General features: G+C 51.0%; 12 protein-coding genes. 9 read left to right on the forward strand and 3 right to left on the reverse strand.

The window, feature by feature from the left end:
* Positions 1–4 precede the first annotated feature (4 nt).
* The gene (locus ACZ520_RS04420; RefSeq protein WP_464127640.1) at positions 5–2,347 is read left to right on the forward strand and encodes a helix-hairpin-helix domain-containing protein; all 2,343 of its coding nucleotides are present in this window, start codon (positions 5–7) and stop codon (positions 2,345–2,347) included.
* A 197-nt stretch (positions 2,348–2,544) separates the two neighbouring features.
* Here the strand turns inward: ACZ520_RS04420 and ACZ520_RS04425 are convergent, their stop codons facing one another.
* Together ACZ520_RS04425 and ACZ520_RS04430 are read right to left on the reverse strand one after the other, a co-directional pair.
* On the reverse strand, positions 2,545–3,906 hold the full coding sequence (locus ACZ520_RS04425; protein ID WP_464127641.1) for a hypothetical protein: 1,362 nt from the start codon (positions 3,904–3,906) through the stop codon (positions 2,545–2,547).
* Positions 3,907–3,909: 3 nt separating this feature from the next.
* On the reverse strand, positions 3,910–5,466 hold the full coding sequence (locus ACZ520_RS04430; protein WP_416480843.1) for a hypothetical protein: 1,557 nt from the start codon (positions 5,464–5,466) through the stop codon (positions 3,910–3,912).
* A gap of 174 nt (positions 5,467–5,640) precedes the next feature.
* Between ACZ520_RS04430 and ACZ520_RS04435 the strand changes: the two genes are divergently transcribed.
* Genes ACZ520_RS04435 through ACZ520_RS04450 form a run of 4 tightly spaced genes read left to right on the forward strand, consistent with a single transcriptional unit; the run spans position 5,641 to position 9,686 of the window.
* On the forward strand, positions 5,641–7,029 hold the full coding sequence (locus tag ACZ520_RS04435) for a TldD/PmbA family protein (protein ID WP_464127642.1): 1,389 nt from the start codon (positions 5,641–5,643) through the stop codon (positions 7,027–7,029).
* Positions 7,029–8,372, forward strand: coding sequence for a TldD/PmbA family protein (locus ACZ520_RS04440; RefSeq protein WP_088566024.1), 1,344 nt, complete (start codon positions 7,029–7,031; stop codon positions 8,370–8,372). The genes ACZ520_RS04435 and ACZ520_RS04440 overlap by 1 nt, the downstream gene beginning before the upstream one ends.
* A 2-nt stretch (positions 8,373–8,374) precedes the next feature.
* Entirely contained in the window at positions 8,375–8,821 is a 447-nt protein-coding gene (locus tag ACZ520_RS04445; protein ID WP_088566023.1) for an LEA/WHy family protein, read from the forward strand.
* Positions 8,822–8,879: 58 nt separating this feature from the next.
* Positions 8,880–9,686, forward strand: coding sequence for a hypothetical protein (locus tag ACZ520_RS04450; protein ID WP_464127643.1), 807 nt, complete (start codon positions 8,880–8,882; stop codon positions 9,684–9,686).
* Here ACZ520_RS04450 and ACZ520_RS04455 read toward each other — a convergent pair.
* Positions 9,663–10,448, reverse strand: coding sequence for an HAD family hydrolase (locus ACZ520_RS04455; protein WP_416480846.1), 786 nt, complete (start codon positions 10,446–10,448; stop codon positions 9,663–9,665). The genes ACZ520_RS04450 and ACZ520_RS04455 overlap by 24 nt on opposite strands.
* Positions 10,449–10,606: 158 nt before the next feature.
* Between ACZ520_RS04455 and topA the strand changes: the two genes are divergently transcribed.
* From topA to ACZ520_RS04475, 4 genes are all read left to right on the forward strand, one after another.
* Positions 10,607–13,330 carry a type I DNA topoisomerase gene (gene topA, locus ACZ520_RS04460; RefSeq protein ID WP_088566022.1) on the forward strand — a complete coding sequence of 908 codons (2,724 nt, stop codon included), beginning with the start codon at positions 10,607–10,609 and terminating at the stop codon, positions 13,328–13,330.
* 91 nt (positions 13,331–13,421) lie between these two features.
* Entirely contained in the window at positions 13,422–14,321 is a 900-nt protein-coding gene (locus ACZ520_RS04465) for a hypothetical protein (protein WP_088566021.1), read from the forward strand.
* A gap of 119 nt (positions 14,322–14,440) precedes the next feature.
* The gene (locus tag ACZ520_RS04470; RefSeq protein ID WP_088566020.1) at positions 14,441–16,462 is read left to right on the forward strand and encodes a S41 family peptidase; all 2,022 of its coding nucleotides are present in this window, start codon (positions 14,441–14,443) and stop codon (positions 16,460–16,462) included.
* Positions 16,463–16,641: 179 nt separating this feature from the next.
* Complete coding sequence (locus ACZ520_RS04475; RefSeq protein WP_417869835.1) at positions 16,642–18,204, forward strand: tetratricopeptide repeat protein; 1,563 nt, start codon at positions 16,642–16,644, stop codon at positions 18,202–18,204.
* Positions 18,205–18,211: the final 7 nt, after the last annotated feature.

Consider the following 18,211-nt stretch of genomic DNA (forward strand, 5'->3'; position numbering starts at 1 on the left):
TTCTATGGATCAGGCTCTTCAGAGTTATTTGGCTCGTATTGCTCCAACCGTTACCGCAAAGTCAGCACAGGCTGTGATCGAACTTGCGGCAGAAGGGGCAACCGTTCCGTTCATCGCACGTTACCGTAAAGAGAAAACCGGCAATTTGGACGAGGTTCAAATCCGCGCGGTTATCGAAGGTTACGAAACTTACAACGAAATCGTCAAACGTAAGGCGTTCCTGATTAAAGAAATCGGCGAACAAAACAACCTGACGGCAGAAATCCAGAAGCGCATCGAGCTTTCCTGGGATCTGGGCGAGTTGGAAGAAATCTACAAACCATTCAAAAAGAAAAAGAAAACCAAAGCGACCATCGCACGCGAAGCGGGCCTGGAACCTTTGGCAAACTGGATCTGGGATATGGGTCATGGCACGATCAAAGACGATCAGACCATGGAGATGAAGGCGAAGAACTTCCTCAATCCAACTGCAAAAATCAACACCTACGAAGAAGCGCTTAAAGGCGCGCAGGACATCCTGGTCGAAAAAGTGGCCAATGATGCCGACCTTCGTGCGATGGTGGCGAAAAACTACAACGACAGCGGTCGTGTGGTGGCCAAGGCGGCCAAAGGCTACAAAGCAAACTCCAAGTACGAAATGTACAAGGAATTTGAAGAGCCGGTTAAAAACCTTCTGGATGCGAAAAACAATCACCGCTATCTGGCGATGAGACGTGGCTGGCAGGAAGAAGAGCTGACCGTTGATGTTAAAGGCGACGACGAAGCTATTTTGAAATCCTATGAAAACTTCGCGACGTCCACTCCGGACAATGCGATCGGCGACTATCTGAAACAGTGTGCTCGTCTGGCATTGAACGTTTATGTTCTTCCTTCTGTTGTGAACGAAGTTCACCGTCAGTTGAAAGAAAAAGCGGATCAGGATGCGATCACGGTCTTTGCTGAAAATGTGCGTAAGCTTTTACTGGCTTCCCCGTACGGACCAAAATGTGTCTTGGGCGTGGATCCAGGTTTGAGAACAGGCTGTAAAGTGGCTCTGATCGACAAATCCGGTGCCTTTATTTCCCACACTGTTCTTTACACTTTGGGTGACGATGCTGACAGAAAAGCCAAAGTTCTGTTCGGTGACGTGATGAAGCAGATCCAGATCGAGGCGATTGCTGTCGGTAACGGAACTGCCGGTCGTGAGACCGAAGCCTTCCTGAAGAAAGTTCTGAAAGACCTGGGTAAAAACATCCCGGTTGTGATGGTGTCTGAGTCCGGAGCTTCCGTGTACTCGGCTTCCGAAGTGGCTCGTGAAGAGTTCCCGGATCTGGATGTGACTGTAAAAGGTGCGATCTCTATCGCGCGCCGTTTGCAGGATCCGTTGGCCGAGCTGGTTAAAGTTGATCCAAAATCCATCGGCGTTGGTCAGTACCAGCACGATGTGAATCAGTCCCAGTTGAAAAAATCCCTGGAAGCAGTGGTTGAGTCCTGCGTGAATAACGTGGGTGTTGACGTGAACACGGCTTCAGCAGCGCTTCTTTCCCACGTGGCGGGTATCGGTCCGGCACTGGCGAAGGGTATCGTAGAGGCTCGTAAGAAAGCCCTGTTCAACGACCGTACTGAGCTTTTGAAAGTTCCCAAGTTCTCTGCAAAAGTTTTCGAACAGGCAGCAGGTTTCTTGAGAATCCCGCAAAGCAAACAGGTTCTGGATTCCACCGGTATTCACCCTGAGCGTTACCAGGCGGTGACGGACATGGCGAAAGACCTGGGTGTGTCTTTGTCTGATGTTATCGGTGAAGGCGCGAAAAAACTGGCTTCCCAAAGAACCAAATGGGCGCAACTGGTGGGTGAGTTCACCTTTGATGACATCGTTAAAGAGCTTGAAAAGCCAGGCCGCGATCCGCGTGATCCGTTCAAGGTATTCCAGTTCCGTGATGACATCATGGAAGTGAAGGATCTGACGGAAGGTATGATCTGCCCGGGTATCGTGACGAATGTGACTAACTTTGGCGCGTTCGTGGATATCGGTGTTCACCAGGATGGTCTGGTGCATATCTCTGCATTGTCTCACAAGTTCGTGGATGACCCTCGTAAAGTGGTAAACCCAGGTGACCATGTGACAGTGAAGGTTCTGAAAGTGGATGTGGTTAAAAACCAGATCTCTTTGACGATGAAAATGGACGATGCTCCGGAAGCCTCTGCACCTCGTGGTGAAAGACGTCCGGAAAACCGTGGTGCTTCCCGCCCAATGGGTCAGGGGCAGCGTCCGCCGGCAGGCAAACCTGCTCAGGCTCCAATGAAACCTGCAAACCCGTTTAACAACCCGTTTGCAGCTTTGATGAATGTTCCGACAAATAAGAAATAATAAGGAGAACTAAAATGGCAGCAAAAGGTAAATCCAGAAAAGGTATCCGTCACAGAAAAAAACGCATCTTGACCAAGAAGCGTATGTACAGAGCGAAAATCCGCAAGTAATTCGCTTTCAAGTTTGAAAATAAAAAACCCACAACTTTAACCGGTTGTGGGTTTTGTTTTTTAAGGAAAGAGTGAAACCCAAGCCTTTTAGGGCTTCGTCGTCTGCGCCGCCTGCTGAAGCAGCAGCAGATCCCTGTACGTGAAGATGCGGTCTTCGCGGGTCGTCTTCAAATCATGATCGGTGACGTTGGCATAGGAAGCCGCAAAGATACTGGCCCCCAGATCCTTGCCCTTCATTTCAATCGTGCGTGAAGCAAAGCGGATGCCGCCTTCACGCAGCGCTGTCAGGCTGGTGAAGCGGGCCGCCGCCACCGTCGGCAGATTCGACAGCGTTGCCACAAGGCTTGTTTCAATTGCCAGCAACGTGTTACCCACGCTCTGTCCGGCAAAGAACAGCGCCAATGTCGAATACATCACGCGGGCTTCGGATGTTTTCAAAGCCGTGTGGCTTTGGGCTCCGGTCAACCACAGGGCGAAGTTGTCGCGCATGCGGTGATAGTCATCGTAAAGCTGTTTGCCAGTGATGGCAGCGGCGGTGCCTCCGCAGGCTAAGGATACCGGCCATGCCTGAAGAACTGCTGCCACCAGAGAACATGTGGAAAGAGCGGCCAGTTTGATGCTTGGTGAGTTTCTTTCAATCCATGCCTTCAGACCCACGGCGTGCTTTTGCTGGCGCAGCAGGTTTTCGATGATGATTTTACTTTGCGGATTTTCCTCCACGATGCTTTTTACGATCGGTTCATACACCAGAAAACTTTCCAGCGGATTTTTCTGGGTGTCATAAAGTTCACCCAAAGCCTTGTTCACGCGCTCGATGTATTTCCCCAAAGCCACGGCGATTTCCTGATCCGGGGCCTTGTCGGTTTTCATGTAGATCACAAACGGCACCTGATGAATGATCAGCAGGGCCTGCATGTTGTAAAACTGCGTGGCGGTGGAAAGTTCGTTTTGAATGATATAACCTTCCAGGTTCACATACGGACTTTTTGGTTTGTCCTTGAACATCTCGGCGGCTTTATCGGAAATTGCGCGATAGTCTTCCTGATACAGGCGACGGATCAGTTTCATTTCTGTCTGATCCTTGTCGAATCTTCTTTCATACTGCACAAATGGCAGGGTCATGCCGATGCGGGCCGCGGATGCTGAAGTCATCAGGCTTTGTGCGTTTGCCAGACCCACCAGCAGGCGGTATTCCTCGGATTTTTGTTTGATGGCGTTGCGGATCAGCGGCAGTTTTTCTTTCACTTCCGCATCACACAAAGTAATAAATGCAAAACAGCGGCGCAGTTTTTCGGCTTCCAGCTTTTGCTTTTCCACCAGCTCGATGGTTTTGGTTTTAATATCGATCAAGACGGCTTCTTCCGCTGCCGTGAAAGACGGAGAAGAGGCGGCTTGCGCCGAGGCCGAAGCGACCAGCAGGAGAGTCAGTAATACAGCAGAAACGTTCATGACTTAAATTTCCTCAAAGAAAGGAAGCGGAAGGCCGTCTTTGCCTTCCGTAGTTCCCATCAGTTTTAGTTTTGGTATTTTAATTTTATTGCGATCCTTGATCGTGACCTTCAGGAAGGTCCATTCGCCACCGGTCCAGTGGTAGCCACCCCGGAACAAGCTGGTGTTCACGCCCGGAATCTGGCGCAACCACTGGCGCAGGGGCATTTGCGTTCCGTCTTTTCTCATGACCATGCTGTCAGATCCGAAGCCGCCGTATTCTTTTCCCGTGTACAGATAAATCTCGCCTTTGTTGGACAGGGATTCCAGATAGCGGCCCAGCACCACGTCGGGGGCGAAAGAGGACATAAAGTCCCCGTGATAGTCGGTGATCAGTTTCACGTCGCGCACGTCTTTTAGAAGGCCTGAATCCGCGACAGGGGTGTAGTTGATTTTATCGGTGTTGATGCGCGAAGCTCTCCAGCGAATAAACTTTTGCGCCAGCCCCACAAACACGGACGTGTCGCTATAGTCATAGTCTTTGGATTTCATCCCGGCAAAGACCTGGGCACCGACTTCGGAGGAATTCACCCAGCGGTCTTCACGTTTCAGGCCCTTGATGCTGGCAATCAGCGGATGGCGCAGTTCGCCGCCGCGGAAGGCATCCAGGAACTCGGTGGCTGTGATGTTTTTGCTTCTTTCGCGGAAGGTGGCGCGGGCTTTTTGCTGCAAAGAAGCGTGGTTGGAAAGACCCTGATTGGCGACTTCTTTAAAGGACATCACCGGTGGTGCGCCTTCCTTAAAGTGAATCATTTCAACGGCGGGCACTTGGGCGTTTTCATCGGTCTTGGTGATTTTGATGGTCCACATCTCGTAATGAGTGCCATCGTCCTCTTTCGGGGTTTTTACAAGTTCAGCGCGAATGCCGGGAATCGTTTCCAGCCACTGGCCCAAATTCAGAACTTCGCCTTTGGCCGTGATCACCTTGTTGAATTCACCATAAAGTTCATGACGGGCCCCGAGGAAGATGAAGATTTCTCCGTCGGGCTTCAGGTTGTTCAGATACTTTTGCATCACCTGATGAGGCTGGCCGGAATAGGCCAGGGGGCCGAAGACATCGGTGATCAGATCGCTTTTGGCGATTTCTTTGTCGGCAATGGTTTCAAGGAACCGGCCGGAAATCACATTCAGGCGTTCCGCAGATTTGGCGGAGGTTTCATAGGCGACAACAGTGGACTTCAGATTTTGGCCTTCCGGGGACTGCAGCGCCTGGCGGACCGCGAAGGCATGGCCCGCTCCGGAATCAAACCAGTGACCGTCCTGCTTTTGCAGAACGCGGGACAGGGACTGGGTAAAGTCCTTTCCCAGAACAATCTTGTAAGTTTCAAGACCACGACCTTTGGTGAAAAGCTGTTCATATTTCGTCAGGTTTTCAAAGGCGCGGGGATCGTTTTTCTCGACCTTGGCAAAAGTGAATATGCCTTCACAACGGGCCGCAACCGACGCCTGTGCCGCAAAAGGCAGCGCCGTTGTCAAAAGGCTCGACAAGCTCAAGACGGCTAGCGTTGTTTTAATGCTCATAATCACTCCTGCGTCAGAGGTATTTCAAGCATCGTTCCATTTGGCCCCATAATATCGAAGGGATCATAAGATGATACCGGATCAGTTCTTCAGGCCTCTGACGCGACCTCCGGGGATTTCCCCTTGGGAGGGGGCAAGACTTGAGCTATCCTTTGAAGATCTTAAGGAGGCCCTATGATTATTCAACCTCACATTCTGTCCAAGGCTCTGGATGCGGCTCTGAGCACGGGTGCTGATTTCGCTGATATCTTTGTTGAAGACACTTATTCTTCCCAACTGACAGTTCTAAACTCCAAAGCGGATCAGGCCATTGTGGGCCAGTTGTACGGCGCAGGGATTCGTTTGTTCTTCGGCCATGAGATTGTCTATGTGACGACGAATGATCTTTCAGAAGCCGGCCTGGTGAAGGCGGCGTTGAACGCGGCTCAAAGCCGTGGCACGGGTGCGGCCTCCAAATCCATGCCGCTGATGCAGGTGCCTTTTGACTCAGTTCACACCTTTGGTGAAAAGCCGTGGGAGATGAACCGCGACCGCAAGTTCAAGTGGTTGAACGGCATTGATCAGCATGCCCGGGCCCGCAACTCGGCGGTGACGCAAGTTGAAGCGGGTTTGAATGAAAAGTTCCAGCGTGTGCAAATCGCCAACTCTCGCGGTTTGATGGCATATGATGAACGTGCCTATTCCCGTATCCGCATGCAGACCTTCGTTGAAAGTAACGGCGTGAAAGAAAGCTCCGCCGACGATGAAGGCCACATGGGGACGTCGGAAGTTTATGATCAGATTGATTTGAAAGCTCTGGCAGAGGGTGCGGTGGACCGTGCGATGTTGCTGACCACAGCGGCTTATGCACCAGCCGGGGACATGCCGGTATTGATCGATAATGCCTTTGGCGGTGTATTGTTCCACGAAGCTTGTGGTCACGGTCTGGAAACGACCGGTGTTGCCAAGGATTCTTCCGTGTTCTGCGGCAAGATGAATCAGAAAATCGCGAATGAATGTGTGACGGCGATTGATGATGGCACCATCGAAAATGGATGGGGCTCTTTGAATATGGATGACGAGGGCAACAAGACCAAGAAAACAACCTTGATTGAAAACGGTATTTTGAAATCCTATATCGTGGATGAAATGGGCTCCCGTCAGACCGGTTATGAAATCACCGGCAGCGGTCGCCGTCAGTCTTACAAGTTTGCTCCGGCCTCCCGCATGAGAAACACTTTCATCGCGGCCGGGAAAGACAAGTTCGAAGACATGGTTCGCGATGTGGATTACGGCCTTTATGCAAAACGCATGGGTGGCGGCTCGGTGAACCCGGGCACAGGTGATTACAACTTCCAGGTGGCGGAAGGTTACATCATCCGCAATGGCCGTATTGAAGAAGCGGTGAAGGGGGCCTGCCTGATCGGTCGTGGTATCGATACGCTGGGTAAGATCACAAAAGTTTCTGATGATCTGAAACTGGCGCGCGGTATGTGCGGATCTGTCAGCGGAACAATTCCGGCGGCCGTGGGTCAGCCTCAAGTTCTGGTTTCCAGCCTGATGGTTGGTGGGAGAGCAAAATAATGGACACTATTAAAACGAACTTCCAAAAAATCGCAGACCAGGCCCGTAAAGACGGTGCCAAAGTCGAAATGCTTGTTTCCGGCGGAGAAGCACTGAGCATTGGTTATTCCAAACGCAAGCTGGAGTCTTTCGAATCCACCCAGTCGCAAATGGCGGGCTTGCGTGTGATTCTGGGGGCCAATCAGGGTTATGCATACACTGAAAACCTTTCAGAAGAATCCTTGCTGCGCACTTACGGAGAGGCTTTGAATAATGCCAAAACCGTTCAGACGGGTGAAAGCAAGCCGGTGGATCTGGTGAAACCTCAGGCTGTGAAAGCCATGCCGGAACTTTTCAAGCCAGAGGAAATTTCCATGGACCGCAAACTGGAAGTGGCAAGGCTTCTTGAAGAGAAGTGTCTGGCTAAAGATGCGCGTGTGGCGAATGTTCCATACTCGGGCTTTAACGAGTCAGTCAGCTTCAAACGCATCTTGAATTCAGAGGGGCTGGATCAGGAGTTCAAGCAGAACTATTACTCTGGATACACTTATCCTTTGGCCAAAGAAGGGGAGTCCTCCAAAATGGATGGCGAAGGTTTCTTTGCCCGTAAGTTTGAGGACATCAATGCCACGGAAGTGGCTGAAGAAGGTGTGCGAAAAGCGATTGCCCGCCTGGGGGCGACAAAGCTTCAGACGGGGAACTATGCCGTGGTGATTGATCGCGAGCAGTTCTCGACAGTTTTGCAGATGATTTATGATTATTTCTCTGCCAAAGAAGTGCATGAAGGAAAGTCCCTGTTCAAGGGTAAGCTGGGTCAGAAAATTGCCAGCGACAAGTTTGAGCTGTTGGATGATCCTTTTGAAACTCGCGGCACTTCAGTTCGTCCCTTTGACGATGAAGGGGCGCCTTCGCAGAAAACCGTGTTGTTTGAAAAGGGTGTTTTGAAGAACTACCTGTCCAACCTGGAGTATGCCAATAAAATGAATCTTCCCCACACGGCGCACGCTCGTCGCAGCCCGGCTTCCCAGCAGGCGATTGCGCCGACAAATCTTGTTGTGGCTCGTGGGGAAAAGTCTTTGCAGGATTTGCTGTCTTCTTATGACAAGGTCATTCATCTGGCCAGTTTTGAAGGCGGACTTCATGCGGGCTTTAAACAGTCGACCGGGGATTTCTCGATGCCGGCAGAAGGGTTCTTGTATGAAAATGGCAAGAACATGGGGCCGATTGAACAGTTTGTGATGTCTGGAAACGTGCTGGAGCTTCTTCGTGACATCGAAGCGGTGGGCCGTGACTATAACAAGCCGGGTAATTCCTTTATCTGTCCTGATGTTTTGATCAAGTCTTTGAGTTTTGCGGGAGCCTAGGCATGAAAAAGTTCGCACTTATTACAATGTTGTTGTTTCAGATGGTGGTAAGTGCGGGCTGCTCCAGCCTGTTTGGTTATTCCGAAGAACCCAAGGTTCAGTTGAATCAGGTGTATTTGCGTGATGCGGACTTTACCGGGGCGACACTGATCTTTGTGGTCAATGTGCAAAATCCAAACAAGAGCGATATCAAAGTCAAAGAAATCGCTTACAAGGTTTTTATCTCGGGTAAAGAGCTGACCGAAGCCAAGACCGAAAAGCCGATTCTGGTTCCAGCCAATGCCGCCACCGACATTGAAGTTCCATTGCCAGTCAAATACACCGCGATCCTGGGTAATCTCGGGGACATCCTGACGGCGCGCGAAGTGGCCTATCGTATTGATGGCAGCGCGAAGACGGGTTTCTTCAGCATTCCATTTTCCAAAGAAGGCAAGGTCGAGCTTCGTTAAGATTTCTTGCTGTATATCGTTCTGAGTCCTATGCTTTTTCACAAAGTAAGAGGGGCTTATGAAGTTCATTTCGGTTCTGATTTTTCTATTTTCATCCATTTCATTCGCACAAACGGTGTCTCGTATCCAAGGGATCGAGGCCACCATCAATCTTGAAGGCCATGAAGGTCTGATTGTGGGCGATCGAGTGCATTTCCTGAATTCTCAACTGAGCACTGCAGGTGAAGGAGAAGTCTTGCGCCTGTCCGCCGGGGGCAAAAAGGCTTTGGTGAAAATTGTTTCTGGTAAAGTGAAGACGGGGATGACGCTTGAGAAAATTTCTGGTTCTGTAAATGCGACCTCTGCGAAAGAATCTTCAGCGCAGACTGCAACCGGGTCTGCGGTGCGCGCGGACGGTATCTCTTATGCGTCTTTGAGTGAAAGTGACCGGACAATCCTTGAGCGTGGTGAGATTTCTCAGACTCGTTACGTGGTGGGTGGTATTCTTGCGACGTATCCGCTGGGCCTGGGGATCGGTCATGCGGTTCAGGGACGTTATATGGAAAAAGGCTGGATATTTACCGTGGGTGAGCTTGCTTCCATCGCCGTCTTTGCCGCGGGCATGGGGGACTGTGTGGCGAGCACGTGGAGTTCTAACAACGACAACTGCAATGGCAGTGGTGGGTTGTTGTTTGCCGGTGCGTTTGCCTATGTCGGCTTCCGCATCTGGGAGGCTGTGGATGCCTGGGCGACTCCGCCAGAGCAAAACCGCCGCTATCGTGAATTGAAATCTCGTTTGCCAGCCAGCGAAGACACGATCACCTTTGAGCCAGGGTTCATGCCTTTGGCTGGCGGAGGCGCGCTAGGCCTTCGCGTGACTTTCTAAAATCGCTTTTGCTATTTCGGTGAAACCCAACCCACCTCGGTCTTTGGAGACATAGGTGGGTTTGTTTTTTATCTGATCGATAAAGTTTTGAATGTTGGCCACGGCAAAGCTGTGCGGGAAGTAAGCAAACATCGGCTCGTCATTCGGGGAATCGCCGCTGAAGCCACAGACTTTTTTCGCCTCTTCCGCGCTGACACCAAATTCCCTTTCCAAGAACCTGAGAGACATCGTCAGTTTGTCATAGCTTCCGAACCATCCATTGACGTGGATCGAGCTGACTTTGGCCTGCGCTCCCACGGCATGGAACAGGTCCACGATCTTTTGCACTTCGGATTTTGGCAGGGGTGGAACGTCCTCGCAGAAATCAATCGCCAGATCCATCAGGCGGCAGAACTGGTCACTGGCCAGATCGCAGCCGGGGACCTTTTGCAGAATTTCTTTTTCAAGTTGCTGAAGTTTTGTGCGATTTTCTTTTTGGATCTTTTCATCAAAGAAGAAATGACGGTGCATTTTCTTTCCATGATAGCGGAAATAAAACCCGCCGTTTTCACCCACGATCCCACTGACCGGCCAGACGCGGGCGATCATTTCACACCACCCGGCAGGGCGGCCTGTGACGGGAATCACATGGATTCCGGCATCATGCAGGTTCCACAAGGCTTGATAGGCCTCCGGACCCAAATGTCCTTCATCAGTCAAAGTGTCGTCGATATCAGTCAGCAGAAAGCGCAAAGGGCTGGAGAATTCAGAGGCATTTTTCATTTCCGCAGTATATCTGTTGATCTTGCGAAGGTCTAAGTTGATATGGCTCGTCAAAATTTAGACTTGCACGGGCGGGCATTCGCCTTCATGTTTTGTCTATTATATAGGGGTCGCTACAGATCTTTTCTGGAAGGTGACACCTAGACGAAGGACTTAGCATGGCCAAAAAAAGTGACGCAACAGATGGTATCAAGCTTGTCATCGTGGAGTCTCCCACGAAGGCAAAGACCATTCGCAAGTTCCTGGGAAGAGATTATGTGGTGGAGTCCTGCATGGGCCACATCCGTGACCTTCCTCAGTCCGCAAAAGACATCCCGGAAAAGGTGAAAAAAGAAAAGTGGGCGCAACTCGGCGTGAACGTCGATAAAAACTTCGAGCCTCTTTACTGCGTTCCCAAGGATAAAACCAAGGTCGTCAAAAACCTGAAAGACAAACTTGAAGAAGCCTCAGAGCTGTACCTCGCGACGGATGAAGACCGCGAAGGGGAATCTATCAGCTGGCACTTGTTGGAAGTGCTAAAACCAAAAGTTCCAACCAAGCGAATGGTGTTCCATGAGATCACCAAAGACGCGATTCAAAAAGCATTGAAAGACACCCGTGAGATCGACTTCAACCTGGTGCGCGCCCAAGAGGCCCGCCGTGTGCTGGATCGTCTGGTGGGTTACACGATTTCTCCGTTGCTTTGGAAAAAAGTAGCTTACGGTCTTTCTGCGGGCCGTGTTCAGTCCGTGGCGGTGCGCCTGATCGTGGAAAGAGAACTTGAGCGCGTGCGCTTTAAAAAGTCCTCTTACTGGGGTGTGCTTGCGGAACTCAGCAAAGACGGTGTCAGCTTTGAGTCCCGTCTGCAGCAATACAAAAATCAACGTGTGGCCACCGGTAAGGACTTTGACGGTCTGACCGGTCAACTGACGGCAGGTAAAGACGTTCTGGTTCTGGATGAAAAGACCGCAGGCAAGTTGTCCATGGATCTGAAATCCGGCAACTGGCAGGTGACGGATGTCGAGGAAAAACCGACCTTCCGTAAACCGGCACCTCCGTTCATCACGTCGACTTTGCAGCAGGAATCCAATAGAAAATTGGGTCTGAGCTCGCGTGAAACGATGCAAGTGGCGCAGAAACTGTACGAGCAGGGTTTCATCACCTATATGCGTACGGATTCCACGTTCCTTTCCAATGAAGCTATCACGGCTTCCCGCGATTGCATCGAAAGCAAGTACGGGAAAGAGTATCTGACTCCGCAGCCGCGCAATTACGCAGCTAAAAAAGTCAAAGGCGCTCAAGAGGCCCACGAAGCGATCCGTCCTGCCGGGAACCAGTTTATGGATCCGGATGAAACAGGTCTGACCGGGACTCAGTTCCGTCTTTATGACCTGATCTGGAAACGTACGATTGCGTCCCAGATGGTCGACGCCCGTCAGAAACAAGTCAGCGCAAAAATCACCGTGGGTGATGCGTTGTTTGGAGCTTCCGGTATGACCATTGAATTCCCGGGCTTCTTGCGAGCTTACGTGGAAGGCAGTGATGATCCAGAAGCGGATCTGGCTGAACGTGAAGTGCGTCTGCCGGCTTTGAAAGTCAAAGACGGTGTGAAATGCGCGAAACTGGATCCGACATCCCACGAAACCAAACCACCGGCTCGTTATACAGAGGCAAGCCTTGTTCAAACGATGGAAAAAGAGGGCATCGGCCGTCCTTCCACGTACGCTTCTGTTATCGGAACTATCATTGACCGTGGTTACGTTCGCAAGAACGGCACGGCGTTGGTGCCGACGTTCACGGCGATGATCGTTTCTAAATTATTAAGTCAGTATTTGTCCCAGTATGTGGATTTGGGCTTCACTTCCGAAATGGAACAGAGCCTGGATAATATCGCAGACGGGGAGCTGGATTGGGAAAGTTACCTTGCGTCTGTGTACAAAGGCCCTAAGGGCTTGCGTGCCATGGTCGACAATCAAGGTGACAAGATTGATCCAAACGAAGCCCGTACAATGACTTTGGAAGGCATGGATAAATACAAATTCCACGTCGGCCGTTACGGTGCTTATGTGACCACTCAGCGTGACGGTGAAGACGTCAGTGCTTCGTTGCCGGACAATGAATCTCCGGCGGATATCACGCCAGAGATCGCGGAAAAACTGATCGACCAGAAAATCAACGGGGCGGATTCTTTGGGTAATGACCCGGAAACAGATCTGCCGGTTTACGTTCTGAATGGCCGTTATGGACCGTATGTTCAATTGGGGGATGTGACTCCGGAAGACGACAAGCCGAAGCGTGCGTCGTTGCCTCCGGGCACTCAGCCAGAACAGGTGGATCTGGCGATGGCGCTAAGCCTGCTTTCCTTGCCAAAAACCCTGGGAACTCACCCGGGAACTGGCAAAGAAATCAAAGCGGGCCTGGGTCGTTTTGGACCGTTCGTGGTTCACGATGGCGACTATCGTTCGATTCCAAAAGGTGAAAGCATCTTTAATATCACCTTTGAAAAAGCGATGGAAATGCTGGCTCAGCCGAAAAAGGGACGTGGTCGTGCGGCTCCATTGAAAGAGCTGGGGGCGCATCCGGATTCAGGCGATGCGATTCAGGTCTTCAATGGTCCTTACGGTCCGTACATCAAGTGCGGCAAGGTCAATGCGTCTTTGCCAGAGGGTGCGACGCCAGACACTGTGACCCTGGAGCAGGCCGTTGCTTTGATCAACGAAAAGGGCCCGGCAAAAGGCAAAGGCAAAGGAAAGGCGAAAGCTGCTCCGAAAGCCAAGGCTGCAAAAGCTGATGGTGAAAAGGCCGCTGCTAAAAAGCCGGCTTTGAAGAAAGCTGCCAGCGCCAAAGAGAAAGCCGAAGCTCTCGGTGTCAAAAAAGTAGTCACTCGCAAGGCCAAGAAGTAATTTGTTCACCCCCCTTTTCCGAGGGGGGAATCTCTGATAAATTCGTTCCGCATAGTTACAGATCCCATCACTGGGCATCGAAAGGTGTGTTATGAGCGACAGTCCCCTGAAGGGACAATTGGAGTTAGGAATCAACCGTTCCAAGGAGAAGGATAGAAACTTCCACCTTGGCGGTCGCAGTTTCTATTTCTTCGATTTCGACGACAACATCGCCTTTTTGACGACGCCGCTGATTCTTTTCCACAAAAACGACAAGTCTGAAATTCAGATCTCCAGCGGGGACTTTGCCCAGCATCATCAGACTATCGGCAGCAGCGGTCCTTTTGCAGACTACAATATTGATTATTGCGACATGACCGGCACTTTCCGTAATTTCCGTGACCACCATGTGGATGAGCTGGAAAAACTGGAAGGCAAAAAGCAGATTTTCGTGCAGGACGTGGCGGCCGCTCTGGGCTATCCCGACTTCCAGTGGAAGGGGCCTTCCTGGGAATGTTTCTATCACGCGGCCTTCAATCAACGTCCTTTGTCTGTGATCACAGCCCGTGGTCATCACCCGGAAACCCTGAAAGAGGGCATCCGCGTGTTCGTTCAGAAAAAGGTTCTGCCATTGGAGCCCAACTATCTGAGTGTGTATCCAGTGAGTCATAAAGAGACACGTCAGTTGTTAGGTGATTCGGCCTTCAAAGAAGGCACTGCAGAATTAAAACAAAGAGCCATCCGCGCCAGCGTGGAGCAGGCTATTGAGCTGTATGGTTACAACCCGCATCACCGCTTCGGGATGTCGGACGATGATCCCAAGAACATCCAGTTGATTGTTGAGGAAATGACTCGACTAAAGGCGAGATTCCCCGAGATGTCGTTCTTTATGATTGAGACTCAGCATGGCAGTTTCATCAAGCATGAGGTCAAATTGAACGGCCTTCGTGGCGACAAAGTGGAGAATCTCTCCCAGCTTTCCTTCTTCGAAGAAGATCGACGAAAGTCTTAAGAGTCCTTTCTACGTCCTAATTTATGACGTGCTTCATAAATTGAATGCTCTCAGCTAATTATTTGATAATCTAATGCAATTAGGACTGCTCCCGTTCGGGGAGCCATGGAAGGATCAGCATGAGTTCATTCTCAAAAGGCGTTAGAGGTTTCATCATTGCCGGATCATTGGCAGTTTCATCTTTGGCATCGGCACAACTGAAAGAGGGCCTTGAGTGCCGTTACCTGACAGTGATTGAACAGGGCTTCCTTGCCAACCACGTGAAGTATTCCAACCGCGACACAGACTTGCAAAATCGTGTGATCGAGCAGTATCTGAAAAGACTGGATCCTTCCAAAATCTATCTGACTCAAGGTGATGTCGATGCGATTCGCAAATCCGCGGGCAACGTGTTTGATAAAACCAAAAACCGTGACTGTTCATTCCTGGATGCAGCTCAAAAAATCGTTCTGGAGCGCGTGAAAGACCGCTCTGAGTTTGCAAAAAAATATCTGGGCAAAGATTTCAAGTTTGAATCCGCAACGGAATTCACGTTCGATCCGGAAAAGAAAACCTGGCCGAAAGATTCCGCAGAAGCCAATGAATACCTGAAAAAATACATTCAGTTCCAGATCGGGAACTACATGGCGACAGACATGAAAATGGATGAAGCCAAAAAGAACGTGATCAAAAACTATGAGCGTGCAGTGAAAAGAACCGCTGACACCACTCAGGATGATTTGTTCTCGGGTTACCTGGATTCCTTTGCTCGTGCGTTGGATCCACACTCCAGCTTCTTCTCTCGTGATGTGCTAGAGGACTTTGAGATTCAAATGCGTTTGTCTTTGGAAGGTATCGGCGCGACACTTTCCTCCCAGGACGGTTTCACAGTTGTTGAACAACTGGTTCCGGGTGGGGCCGCTGCAAAATCCGGCTTGATCGAACCACAGGATAAAATCGTGGCTGTCGGTCAGGAAAAAGGCGCGATGGAAAACGTGATCGACATGGATTTGAAAGACGTCGTCAAAAAAATCCGTGGTAACAAAGGCACGAAAGTGCGCCTGACAATCCTGAGAAAATCCGGTGAAGGCAAAAAACGGTTTGATGTCACATTGACCCGTGAAAAGGTGAACCTTGAGGACGAAGCAGCGTCCATCATCTATCAGGATCGTGAAATCAACGGCCAGAAAAAGAAAATCGGTGTTATCAACTTCCCATCCTTCTATGCGGATTCCCGTCGCGGTGGCAGATCTTCTGCGGCTGACATGAAAAAGCTGATCAAGGAAGCCAACGAAAAGAAAGTCGATGGCCTGGTGCTGGATCTTTCCAACAACGGTGGTGGTTCGCTTGAAGACGCTGTGAAAATCGCGGGTCTGTTCTTCCAGACCGGAAACGTGGTGAAGCAGTCCTCCAAAAATGAAGGCCGTGCTGAGTCCGCACTTCGTGACACAGATCCAATGGTTGACTGGGCGGGACCGCTGGTTGTTTTGACCAGCCGTATTTCTGCCTCCGCTTCTGAAATCGTGTCCGGCACTTTGCAGGATTATAAACGTGCCGTAGTCGTGGGTGGTGATCACACTTACGGTAAGGGCTCAGTTCAGTCTGTCCTTCCAATCCCGAACAACCTCGGCGCAATCAAAGTGACTGTGGGTATGTTCTTCGTGCCGGGTGGTAAATCCACTCAGCACCGTGGTGTGGATGCGGATATCGTGTTGCCAGGCCCGTTCAGTGCGGATGACATTGGCGAAAAATACATGGATTACTCTTTGCCGCCAAAAACGATTGAATCCTTCCTGTCACCGGATGCCTACGTGAAAGAGGGCCCGGGCGCTTGGAAAGAAATCAAACCAGAGTGGCTGAAGTCCCTGCGTGAAAGATCCGGCGAGCGTGTTGCTAAGAACGATGAGTTCAAAAAGATCGTGGAAGAGCTGAACAAAGCCAAAGCCCGCGGTAAAGTGATCCGCGTGAGCGAAGTTCTTAAAGACAAGAACGAAAAAGAAAAGAAAGACAAAGCTAAAAAGACCGCTAGCAAGGCCAAGAAAAACGAAGAGTATTTGAAGCGTCCTGATATCATGGAAGCAGAAAATGTTCTTCTGGATCTGATTCAGCTTGAGGACGGGAAATCCCTGGTGCCTCAGCAGAAGCAGGCTAACGCCAAGTAGTGTTCCGATAGATTAGAAAAACGTGTTGTTGTTGTTTTAAGCCCGGGCAAAACCCGGGCTTTTTTTATTCTTTTCGCGAACAGAAGTTCGGTCTAGAAATGTATTAAGGGGTCCAGAGTGGATGACTTGTAATTGTTAAAAAAAATTGACGTACGACACACTGAAACAGTGGAGGGTTTATGTCGTACGTTTTAGGTCTTCTGCTTCTCCTTGCGGGATCGCAGGTCTTTGCGTTCCCGGTGTCGTCTGACGTCGCAGCTATTGAACAGCTGCAAAGCTCATTGCGAAGCAACCCCTATGAAAACAACCTGCGCGCTCAGCTCATTCAGAAGTATCTGGATACCAACCAGCTTAGTCAGGCTCTGCAGGAGTGGACTTCCTATCTTAAACTGGATCCTCAGATGAAGGCGGATGGCGCCAAAGGCCTGCAGGTCCAGTTGCTTTTGGAAGGCCAGCAGTTGAAGCAAGCCAAAGCAATGTCATTTCAGATTTTGGCGGAACCTCAATCAAGTTCTGAAGATCGATTCCGGGCTCAGGTGGCGCTGGGTGATCTGGCCTTTGCCGGATTCACTCACGGGGACGCGGCTTCGCGCTATGGGAAGGCACTGCAGATAACGAAAAGCCCGGAGGTTCGCCATCGACTGGCTCGCGCCTATATTAAGGGAAAACGATATTCCAAAGCTGAGGATGTGCTCAGTGATCTGATCGGCAGTGGTTATTCGCCGGATCCTGTACGCTATGACTATTTGCTGAGCCTTTTGCTGGCAGGGCAAAATGAAAAAGCGGCGCATCGCTTGCAGCAGTGGCATTTGGAAGAGCCCGGAAACCCCTGGATTGCAACGGCTCACGCGCGGTTGTTGCACAGCCTTCAGCAGTCAGACTTGGCGTTGGAAGTCTTGCAACATTATGCAGGAGTGTATCAGCTGCCTTCTGAAATGCAGGCGTTGTCGCTTCAGTTGCAACAGCGACAACCCACCTCTGTGAAGGACGATATTCTGCCGGCGCGCCCGGCGCAGGCCACGAACGCTGGAGTTCTGCGCGAAGGGGTCGTTGCAGAGGAAGTCACTCGGCGGCCAGTGAGTTTTCAGGCGCAGTTGGGTTATCAGCTGGTGAACAATAAGGTTGCGGGTGAAGGTTTTAATTCGTTGCTCAGTCCTGAAGCGGGCTTTTCCGCCGGTATCAGGGGGGAAGTTCGCGCCGCCAGCGAGGAACGTTCTTATGTGATGGCGGCCCGGGTCTTTGAGCAGAAGTACAAGATCCCCTCGGGGCTGGCTCAGGACACGGATCGTTCGCAAGGGTTGGCCATGTTTGCCGGTGTTCAGCAGCAGTTGACACCTTCAGGCCTGCAGCTTCAAGGCGGCCTTGATCTTCGCCATCGCAGTGGCATCGAATCCTCAACCAACACCTATGTCTCCGGCTATCAGATGCTCGGGCTTCGTGCCGAGCTGGCACAAACCTGGGAACTGCGCGGGCCGTGGAGTGTGGCGGCCATAGGGGACGTGACCCTGCCAGTTTATTTTGCCGAGTCCACGGCGGAATCCGGCCAGTTGAAATGGGCTTACTATGCAACCCTGCAAGGGCACGTGCAGTATCGTTTGCGCGATGGGATTGTCGTCAGCGCGGGTTTGGGAATGATTCGAAACGAGTTTCAGTTCAAAGGCAGCGGCTCCCGCGGCGTCACGGATGCTGTGGATACTGAAGATGGTCTGACCGTGCCGGTTCGTTTTGCCTGGATTTATTAGGGGGATG

The organism is Bdellovibrio sp. BIS2, assembly GCF_055398295.1.

Coding starts and splice junctions, on each gene's coding strand:
- ACZ520_RS04420 (WP_464127640.1), top strand. CDS start 5: ATGGATCAGGCTCTTCAGAGTTATTTGGCTCGTATTGCTCCAACCGTT.
- ACZ520_RS04425 (WP_464127641.1), bottom strand. CDS start 3,906: ATGAACGTTTCTGCTGTATTACTGACTCTCCTGCTGGTCGCTTCGGCC.
- ACZ520_RS04450 (WP_464127643.1), top strand. CDS start 8,880: ATGAAGTTCATTTCGGTTCTGATTTTTCTATTTTCATCCATTTCATTC.
- ACZ520_RS04430 (WP_416480843.1), bottom strand. CDS start 5,466: ATGAGCATTAAAACAACGCTAGCCGTCTTGAGCTTGTCGAGCCTTTTG.
- ACZ520_RS04465 (WP_088566021.1), top strand. CDS start 13,422: ATGAGCGACAGTCCCCTGAAGGGACAATTGGAGTTAGGAATCAACCGT.
- ACZ520_RS04455 (WP_416480846.1), bottom strand. CDS start 10,448: ATGAAAAATGCCTCTGAATTCTCCAGCCCTTTGCGCTTTCTGCTGACT.
- ACZ520_RS04435 (WP_464127642.1), top strand. CDS start 5,641: ATGATTATTCAACCTCACATTCTGTCCAAGGCTCTGGATGCGGCTCTG.
- ACZ520_RS04475 (WP_417869835.1), top strand. CDS start 16,642: ATGTCGTACGTTTTAGGTCTTCTGCTTCTCCTTGCGGGATCGCAGGTC.
- ACZ520_RS04470 (WP_088566020.1), top strand. CDS start 14,441: ATGAGTTCATTCTCAAAAGGCGTTAGAGGTTTCATCATTGCCGGATCA.
- topA (WP_088566022.1), top strand. CDS start 10,607: ATGGCCAAAAAAAGTGACGCAACAGATGGTATCAAGCTTGTCATCGTG.
- ACZ520_RS04445 (WP_088566023.1), top strand. CDS start 8,375: ATGAAAAAGTTCGCACTTATTACAATGTTGTTGTTTCAGATGGTGGTA.
- ACZ520_RS04440 (WP_088566024.1), top strand. CDS start 7,029: ATGGACACTATTAAAACGAACTTCCAAAAAATCGCAGACCAGGCCCGT.